Genomic DNA, 8,146 nt, shown 5'->3' with positions numbered 1-8,146 from the left:
GCAGAGAGGAAGGGATTCGAACCCTCGATACGTTGCCGTATACACACTTTCCAGGCGTGCGCCTTCGACCACTCGGCCACCTCTCTAAATTATTATTCTTGATTTAAATATAAATCTATCAATCCTGCCGGAGATTCAACAATAATTTTGTTGTTATCTCTATCTACTTTTTTTATAAAATCATCAATCATTGGAATAAAAACTTCTACTCCATTAGAATCTATTTCAAACAATGGTTGTGCTGAAGAATCGTTCACTCCAGTAATTACTCCAACATATCCGTAATTAACATCTTCAATATCGAAACCTATTATTTCGTGAAAATAAAATTTATTACCTGTCAATTTTGGAAGAAATTCTAGGGGTAAATACAATCCTGATCCAAGTATAGCATTAGCATCTTCTTCACTTTCCACATCTTCAAATTGTATTCTAAGTTGATTTCCTTTTTGAAGCAAACTTTCTTCAATAAAAAATGGAACCAGATCATTGCCTAAAGCAACAAATACTGATTCCAAATTTTTATAAAGTTCAGGTTCGTCTGTATCCAATTTGGCTACAACTTGACCTTTAAAGCTATGTTTTCTAACGATTTTGCCTAAATAAAAACAATCTTCTTTACGCATTATCAGAAAAAATTAACCTTCTTCGCTTGCTGCGTTTTGAGCATCATCAATAGACTCTGGACCTTTTTCTTCAACTGGTTCTGCATTTGCAGCAGCTACAGCAGCTTTTGCATCAGCCTCAGCTTTAATTGCAGCTTCAGAAACTTCTTTAGCAGCAGCAGCACGATCTTCGTTTACTTTTACTTCAGCTTCAAAAGCTTTTGCTTTAGCATCAGCTTCTTCTTTTGATAAGCCATCTACTTTAGCATTAATTTTAGCTTCTTTTTCAGCTACCCAAGCTTGGAATTTTTCTTCAGCTTGCTCTTCTGTTAAAGCACCTTTTCTAACACCACCTACTAAGTGGTTTTTTAGCATTGCTCCTTTATAAGATAAAATAGCTTTTGCGGTATCAGTTGGTTGTGCTCCGTTTTGCAACCAATTTACGGCTCCATCAATATCTAAATCGATAGTTGCAGGATTTGTATTAGGATTATACGTCCCAATTTTATCCAAGTATTTACCATCTCTTTTTGAACGTGCATCAGCTGCAACGATCCAATAAAATGGTTTTCCTTTTTTACCGTGTCTTTGTAATCTAATTTTTACTGGCATTTTGTTTTAATTTTTAAGGTTCTCGACCTTGGTTATAAATTTTAAGTTTGCAAATATACTTAGTTATTTTCAAATTATACAGTTAAAAGTATAAAAGTTTGAACCTCAAAAGTTTTAAGCGTAAAAATCTAAAAAATTACAATTAAAATAGACATATTACTCCTTTCTTAAATAATAACTTCAACACAACACAATAGTGATCAATACTAAAACTTTTCTCAAAGGAATAGGCTTCGACTCGGCTCAGCTACCGTTAACCCTTTCAACTTCATAAAATGAGATTGCTGCGTCGTTTAAAAAACTCTACGCAAAGACGTTCTTTCAACAGAATTTTCGAATTACTTCTTATTTCTCTCTTTTTGGCTTTTGACTTTACAACTTTTAAACTAATCCTGTGAACCCTAAAAAAGCTAATGACAACAATCCGGCAACTAGTAAGTTAATTGGGACTCCTTTCATTCCTTTTGGAATATTTGCAAGCTCTAAATGCTCTCTAATACTTGCAAAAACAATTAATGCCAACGCAAAACCAATGGAGTTAGAAACTGCGAAAAATACTGCTTTTAATAAACTTCCACCGTCTAATCCTAAAGCTAAAATTGCAACACCTAAAACAGCACAATTGGTTGTTATTAAAGGTAAGAAAACACCTAATGCTTGGTATAATGGCGGACTCACTTTTTTAAGAATAATCTCTACCATTTGCACCAAAGCTGCAATTACTAAAATAAACGTTATGGTTCGTAAATAATCTAATCCCGCAGGAACTAATATAAATTCGTGTAATAAATAGGTTACCATTGTTGCCAATGTCATAACAAATAAAACCGCTCCAGACATACCAACTGACGTTGAAACCTTACTAGAAACGCCTAAAAACGGACAAATTCCTAAAAATTGTGCAAGTACAATATTATTAACAAAAACCGCTGCTATAAGTATAATTATATAATCCATTTTTAAGTTGTTTTAATTGAAATTTTGTTGAATAAAACAGATAAATATGCCAATGCTATAAATGCTCCAGGAGGTAAAATAAACAAGATAAATGTATTTGCATCTTCTGGCACAAATTTAAATTCGAAAATACTACCACTTCCTAAAATTTCTCTTACTGCACCCAAAGCTGTTAAGGCAATTACAAAACCTAATCCCATTCCTAAAGCATCCACAATTGATGATAAAATATTATTTTTAGAAGCATAGGCTTCTGCCCTTCCTAAAATTAAACAGTTTACCACAATTAGCGGAATAAAGATTCCTAATTGTTCATATAAAAATGGAATAAACGCTTCCAATACCATTTCAACAATGGTTACAAACGATGCAATAACTATGATAAATGCTGGAATACGTACTTTACTCGGTATTTGAGTTTTTACTAATGAAACAACTATATTACTCATTAATAAAACAAATAACGTAGCAACTCCCATTCCTAATCCGTTAAATGCCGATGATGTTACACCCAAAGTTGGGCACATACCCAACAACATTACAAATACTGGATTGTCCTTTACAATACCTTTTAAGAAATTTTGGGTTTGATTTGCTTTTTCAGCCATAATTCTTAATTTTTAAGTTCTTTAAGTGCATCATTATTTTTTATAAACTCGTCGTAAGCCATTTGAACAGCTTCACCAAAAGCGCGCGAAGTAATAGTTGCGCCTGTTAAAGCATCAACTTCTCCTCCATCTTTTGTTACTTTTAAATTAAAATCTGAAGGGTTTTTCTCTCTATATTGAGCTAAGTACTTTTCATCTTTCATTTTAGTACCCAAACCTGGGGTTTCTTTCTGTTCCAGCACTTCTATATTTTTTATAGTTCCATCTGGAGTAAAACCAACCATTATTTTAATCAATCCACTAAAACCTTTTTCTGTAGAACCAATAATCGCTGCACCAACAAATTCATTGTTTTTAAATGCTGGATAAACTTCAACAGAATCTTTTGCGAATTCAGATTTTACTAACTGAATTTCTTCAACAGGATTGTTATCGAATTCTGGCAATACTTGTTTTAAAGCATTCACTTTTCGTTCAATTTTACCTTTTTCAATAGGACCAACAGTTAGTTCGTTCACAAATCCTAACGAAAAACCCGCAATAATGGTAATTGCAAATAATGAAATCACCATATTTATAAATGTATCTTTCTTCTTCTTCATAATTAAACGATTTTAGATTTGATTTTTGAACCAAATCTTCTTGGTTTAAAATAAGTGTTGATTAATGGCACAAATGCATTCATAATTAAAATAGCAAATGAAACTCCTTCCGGATACGCTCCAAACAATCTAATTACTACCGTAATTACAGCAATACCAACAGCAAAAATTAGCATACCTTTTCTCGTCATTGGACTGGTAACCATATCAGTAGCCATATAAAATGCTCCTAAAATTGCACCTCCAGATAAAATATGAATTAACGGACTTGCATAACTTTCTGGGTCAATTACCCAAAAAACTCCAGTCATAACCGCCATTGTTACCAAAATTGTTACTGGAATATGCCACGTAATTACTTTGCGAGCCAGCAAATAAATTCCACCTAATAGTAATGCCAATGCAGACATTTCACCAATGGAACCACCTGATATTCCTAAAAACATCTCCATATTTGATGGAAGATTTGCGCTAATATTTGTCATAGTATCGCCAAACATTAATCCTTCTTTTATCATTCCTAAAGGAGTTGCGCCGGTAACCGCATCTGCAATTGAAGTGTTATTTTCAACAGCTGTTGGCCACATGGTCATTTGAACTGGAAACGAAACCAATAAAAATACACGTCCAACCAAAGCTGGATTAAATATGTTGAACCCTAAACCTCCAAAAGACATTTTTCCAATTCCAATAGCAACTAAACTACCTACTAGAATCATCCAAATTGGTAAACCTGCTGGTAAGTTAAATGCTAATAAAATTCCGGTAATTAATGCGGAACCATCTCCAATTGTAATTTCAGATTTTAATAAATATTTTTGAATTAAATATTCAAACAGCAAACAAGATGCTACAGCAACTGCTGTTAAAATTAATGCGCTAATTCCAAATACATATAGCGAAACTAAAAATGCTGGAATTAAAGCGATAACCACATCATACATTACTTTTTTTGATGTTTTGGCTGAATGAACGTGTGGTGAAGCCGATATAATAATTGGTTGACTCATACTAATTTTTAGAGGTTTCTAATTTTTTAACAATACTTTTTCCAAAGCGGATATAATCTAATAAAGGTCTGTGTGAAGGACAAACATAACTACAAGAGCCACATTCTATACAGGTCATAATATCTTCTGCAGCAGCTTTTTCGTACATACCTTTTTCAGATAAGTTCATTAACAAATGTGGTTCTAATCCCATAGGGCAAACTGTAACACACTCACCACAACGAATACAATTTTCTGCTTTTCCCCTACTCGCTTCTTCTTCTGAAATCACTAAAATCCCTGAAGTTCCTTTGGTAACAGGTACATCAGTATTTTTTATAGCTTTCCCCATCATTGGACCTCCATTAACTAATTTTCGAGTTCCTTCTGGCAAACCTCCAACTTCAGCAATTAAATCTTTAATAGGTGTTCCTATCTTTACCCAAAAATTAGATGGATTTTCCATTTTTTTCCCTGTAACGGTAACCACGCGTTCCATTAAAGGTTTGTTATGCTGAACGGCTTCATAAACTGCAAAAACAGTTCCTACATTATTTACAATAACACCAACGTCTAACGGCAATCCATTTTTAGGAACTTCTCTTCCTAAAATAGCTCTTACCAATTGTTTTTCTCCACCTTGGGGATATTTTACTTGTAAAGCTGCTACCTGAATTCCAGATTCTTCTTTAGTTAATTCTTTGAATTGTTTTATAGCATCTTTTTTATTGTTTTCAATACCAATAACGGCTTTTGAAATGTGAAGTGCCTTCATTAAAATTTTAATTCCAACAATAATTTCAGCTGTTTTTTCAAGCATTAACCTATGATCGGCCGTTAAATAAGGTTCACATTCTACACCATTAATTAGAAGATAATCTAACTCAACACCCTCTTTTACGTTCAATTTTACGTGTGAAGGAAATGTTGCTCCACCTAAACCAACTACTCCATAATCAGAAATACGTTGCACAATTTCTTTTGGTTCTAATTGAATTTCGGTTATTAATGGATATTCTTTCTCTTCAAAATTGGTTTCATTTTTAGCATCGGTTCTTATAACTATACACTGTTTTTTATAACCACTTGTATCAATTATCTGATCAATTTTTGTTACTGTACCAGCAACTGGAGAATGAATGTTTGAAGAAACAAATCCGCCAGATTTTGCAATTACCTGACCAATTTCAACTTTATCTTTTCTGTCAACTACTATTTCCGCGGGAATCCCAATATGCTGTGCAATTGGCACAGTTACCACTTTTGGCACTGTCATTCTTTTAATTTCTTTGGATGAAGTAATTTTATTTTCTGGAGGATGAATTCCTCCTTTTGGGAATGTTTTAAGCATCCGTTTTAGTGTTTTCTTGTTTAACTTTAGCAACTGTTGCTTCTTTTACTACAGCTACTTTTTCTACTTCAGTCTTTTCAGCTTCAACCTTTTCAACAGCCTTTTCAATAATCTTTTTTACAACAACTTTTTTAGGTTTTTTTTCTGGAAAATTTGTTGCAATAATAGAATGCGTTGGACAAACTTCTACACATTTTCTACAAAGAGTGCAAAGATCTGCATCTATATATGCTAAATTATTTTCCATTGTAATGGCTCCTTTCGTACAAACATCTTCACATTTTGAACAACCAATACATGCTACATCACAAGCTTTTTTAGCAATTCCACCTTTATCTTCATTTAAACAACCAACAAATATTTTTAAATCGCGTTTGTTACGTGGGCGCATTTCAATAATATCTCTCGGACATTCTTCAACACAAGCCCCGCAGGAAGTACATTTATCGGTAATAATTACTGGCAAACCTGTAGCTTCGTCCATATACATGGCATCGAATTTACATACCTTAACACAATCTCCATCACCTAAACAACCGTATTGGCAATCGGTTTCACCGCTATAAACCATTGCAGAAATTGCACAGGTTCTTGGCCCTTGATATTCTGTTGTTTTTGGACGCACATCACAACCTCCCTGGCAGCGTAACACTGCCACTGTTGGATCTCTTTCTACTACTTCTTTACCCAAAATTGCTGCTACTTCTTTCATAACATCATTTCCTCCTACCGGACAAAATAAATCTGAAATATCTTCTGAACCTACCAATTTCTCAGCAAACGATTTACACCCTGGAGATCCGCAACCTGCACAATTTGCTCCTGGCAAAATTTCATCTACATCGGCAATTAAAGGATTTTCATACACATAAAACTTTTTAGAAACTACATACAACACAACTGCTGCAATAATTCCTAAAGAAGCTAACAACAAAACACTATATAAAACTGAATCTGTCATTCTAATTAAATTTTAAAATTGATACTTGAAATGCTTTTTGAAATCTACTTTTCAATACAAAAAGCATAAAATAATAAGGAATTAAAATGAAAAGCGACATTAAGCCAGCAATCCACTCCTTAAAGAAAAAGGATGCAGCTACTAATACAACAAACATTAAAATAAAAGGAAAAACATACGCCCAAAAAACTGCTTTTAGACCTAATTCTCTTTTCAACAAAACATCAACGGTTTCGTTTATTTGAAATGATTGGGCAGAATTAACAACCTCTATTTCTTTATCATTAGAATCTGACACACCACAGGCAGATTGTGCTTTGCAACCTTCGCAATTCACATTACCTTTTAATGAAATAGTAATAGTTTTTTCAGAAATTTTCGAAATAATTCCTTCGTGCTTAACTAAGTTATTTGTTCTATTTTTATAACTATTTAAATCCAACTGAGTCATAATCTAACCTCTTCATTCTTTAAAAGTGTAAAAATACAGTATAAAAATAGTTTAAAATATGACGAATGTTAGCCTTTAAATGAAAATAGTTTTTATCAAAAAATTTAACATATTGATATTTTGTGTTAAAAATTTAATTGGTTAACCACCTAATATAATTAAAGATACATGAATTGTTAATAAAAATAGTGCTTAATAGATTTTTAAAAATATTAAAATTCATACTTTTAAAAATTAATATTTCCCAAGCAATTTAATCTAGCACATGTTTTTAATATTTGACACAGAAACCACAGGGTTACCAAAAAAATGGAATGCGCCAATAACGGACACAGATAATTGGCCTAGATGTGTCCAAATAGCTTGGCAATTGCACAATGAATATGGTGAAATAATTGATCAACAAGATTACTTAATTAAACCCGAAAGTTATAATATTCCGTATGATGCAGAGCAAATTCACGGAATTTCTACACAATTAGCTGAAGAAAAGGGTGAAGATTTAGAAAAAGTTTTATACCTATTTAATGAAGCCTTATCAAAAACTAAATTTGTTGTTGGTCAAAATTTAAAGTTTGACTTAAATATTATGGGTTGTGAATATTTCCGAAAAGAAGTAGCAACAACCTTAAATAAGTTACCTGTTTTAGATACTTGCACAGAAATTACCGCCACAATGTGTCAGTTACCTGGTGGAAAATATGGTAAATTTAAATTACCTACACTAACAGAATTACATCAACATTTATTTAATACTCCATTTGCTGAAGCACACAACGCAACAGCCGATGTTGAAGCAACAACTAGGTGTTTTTTAGAATTAATTAGAAGACGTGCTTATACAAAACAAGCGTTAAAGGTAGGTGATGATTATTTTGAACAATTTGATGCAAAAAATCCTTCGACAATAAATGTAATAGGTTTAAAACATACAAACTTAAAAAAAGAAAGCGAACGTTTAAAAAAGAAAAGTGAAGAAAAAGTTAACACTGCTATTCCAGCCGCTGGTG

General features: G+C 32.8%; 10 protein-coding genes and 1 tRNA gene. 1 reads left to right on the top strand and 10 read right to left on the bottom strand.

Going from position 1 to position 8,146, the window contains the following annotated elements; genetic code table 11:
- Position 1: 1 nt before the first annotated feature.
- From AB1Z17_RS11960 to AB1Z17_RS11915, 10 genes are all read right to left on the bottom strand, one after another.
- Positions 2–86 (bottom strand) — tRNA-Ser (locus AB1Z17_RS11960).
- A 6-nt stretch (positions 87–92) separates the two neighbouring features.
- Positions 93–626 carry a ribosome maturation factor RimM gene (rimM, locus tag AB1Z17_RS11955; protein WP_368052022.1) on the bottom strand — a complete coding sequence of 178 codons (534 nt, stop codon included), beginning with the start codon at positions 624–626 and terminating at the stop codon, positions 93–95.
- Positions 627–638: 12 nt separating this feature from the next.
- Complete coding sequence (locus AB1Z17_RS11950) at positions 639–1,217, bottom strand: 30S ribosomal protein S16 (RefSeq protein ID WP_368052021.1); 579 nt, start codon at positions 1,215–1,217, stop codon at positions 639–641.
- A 381-nt stretch (positions 1,218–1,598) separates the two neighbouring features.
- Entirely contained in the window at positions 1,599–2,174 is a 576-nt protein-coding gene (locus AB1Z17_RS11945) for an electron transport complex protein RnfA (protein ID WP_134248626.1), read from the bottom strand.
- Positions 2,175–2,176: 2 nt separating this feature from the next.
- Positions 2,177–2,782, bottom strand: coding sequence for an RnfABCDGE type electron transport complex subunit E (locus tag AB1Z17_RS11940; protein ID WP_368052020.1), 606 nt, complete (start codon positions 2,780–2,782; stop codon positions 2,177–2,179).
- Positions 2,783–2,787: 5 nt separating this feature from the next.
- Positions 2,788–3,384 carry an RnfABCDGE type electron transport complex subunit G gene (locus AB1Z17_RS11935; RefSeq protein WP_368052019.1) on the bottom strand — a complete coding sequence of 199 codons (597 nt, stop codon included), beginning with the start codon at positions 3,382–3,384 and terminating at the stop codon, positions 2,788–2,790.
- Between the two features lie 2 nt (positions 3,385–3,386).
- Complete coding sequence (locus AB1Z17_RS11930) at positions 3,387–4,394, bottom strand: RnfABCDGE type electron transport complex subunit D (protein ID WP_368052018.1); 1,008 nt, start codon at positions 4,392–4,394, stop codon at positions 3,387–3,389.
- Between the two features lies 1 nt (position 4,395).
- Positions 4,396–5,724 carry an electron transport complex subunit RsxC gene (gene rsxC, locus AB1Z17_RS11925; protein ID WP_368052017.1) on the bottom strand — a complete coding sequence of 443 codons (1,329 nt, stop codon included), beginning with the start codon at positions 5,722–5,724 and terminating at the stop codon, positions 4,396–4,398.
- Positions 5,717–6,685: a Fe-S cluster domain-containing protein gene (locus AB1Z17_RS11920; protein ID WP_368052016.1), complete on the bottom strand. Its 969-nt coding sequence runs from the start codon at positions 6,683–6,685 to the stop codon at positions 5,717–5,719. The genes rsxC and AB1Z17_RS11920 overlap by 8 nt, the downstream gene beginning before the upstream one ends.
- A 1-nt stretch (position 6,686) precedes the next feature.
- On the bottom strand, positions 6,687–7,127 hold the full coding sequence (locus AB1Z17_RS11915) for a SoxR reducing system RseC family protein (protein WP_368052015.1): 441 nt from the start codon (positions 7,125–7,127) through the stop codon (positions 6,687–6,689).
- A gap of 274 nt (positions 7,128–7,401) precedes the next feature.
- On the opposite strand from AB1Z17_RS11915, the gene AB1Z17_RS11910 reads away from it, so the two are divergent.
- A partial coding sequence (locus AB1Z17_RS11910; RefSeq protein ID WP_368052014.1) for an exonuclease domain-containing protein occupies positions 7,402–8,146 on the top strand: 745 nt, incomplete at its 3' end.

This window comes from Lutibacter sp., assembly GCF_040883305.1.
GTDB lineage: Bacteria > Bacteroidota > Bacteroidia > Flavobacteriales > Flavobacteriaceae > Lutibacter.
Note: the sequence above shows the minus strand (reverse complement) of the source record. Positions and strands in the feature narration are given on the sequence as shown.

Coding starts and splice junctions, on each gene's coding strand:
- rimM (WP_368052022.1), bottom strand. CDS start 626: ATGCGTAAAGAAGATTGTTTTTATTTAGGCAAAATCGTTAGAAAACAT.
- AB1Z17_RS11940 (WP_368052020.1), bottom strand. CDS start 2,782: ATGGCTGAAAAAGCAAATCAAACCCAAAATTTCTTAAAAGGTATTGTA.
- rsxC (WP_368052017.1), bottom strand. CDS start 5,724: ATGCTTAAAACATTCCCAAAAGGAGGAATTCATCCTCCAGAAAATAAA.
- AB1Z17_RS11920 (WP_368052016.1), bottom strand. CDS start 6,685: ATGACAGATTCAGTTTTATATAGTGTTTTGTTGTTAGCTTCTTTAGGA.
- AB1Z17_RS11935 (WP_368052019.1), bottom strand. CDS start 3,384: ATGAAGAAGAAGAAAGATACATTTATAAATATGGTGATTTCATTATTT.
- AB1Z17_RS11950 (WP_368052021.1), bottom strand. CDS start 1,217: ATGCCAGTAAAAATTAGATTACAAAGACACGGTAAAAAAGGAAAACCA.
- AB1Z17_RS11930 (WP_368052018.1), bottom strand. CDS start 4,394: ATGAGTCAACCAATTATTATATCGGCTTCACCACACGTTCATTCAGCC.
- AB1Z17_RS11945 (WP_134248626.1), bottom strand. CDS start 2,174: ATGGATTATATAATTATACTTATAGCAGCGGTTTTTGTTAATAATATT.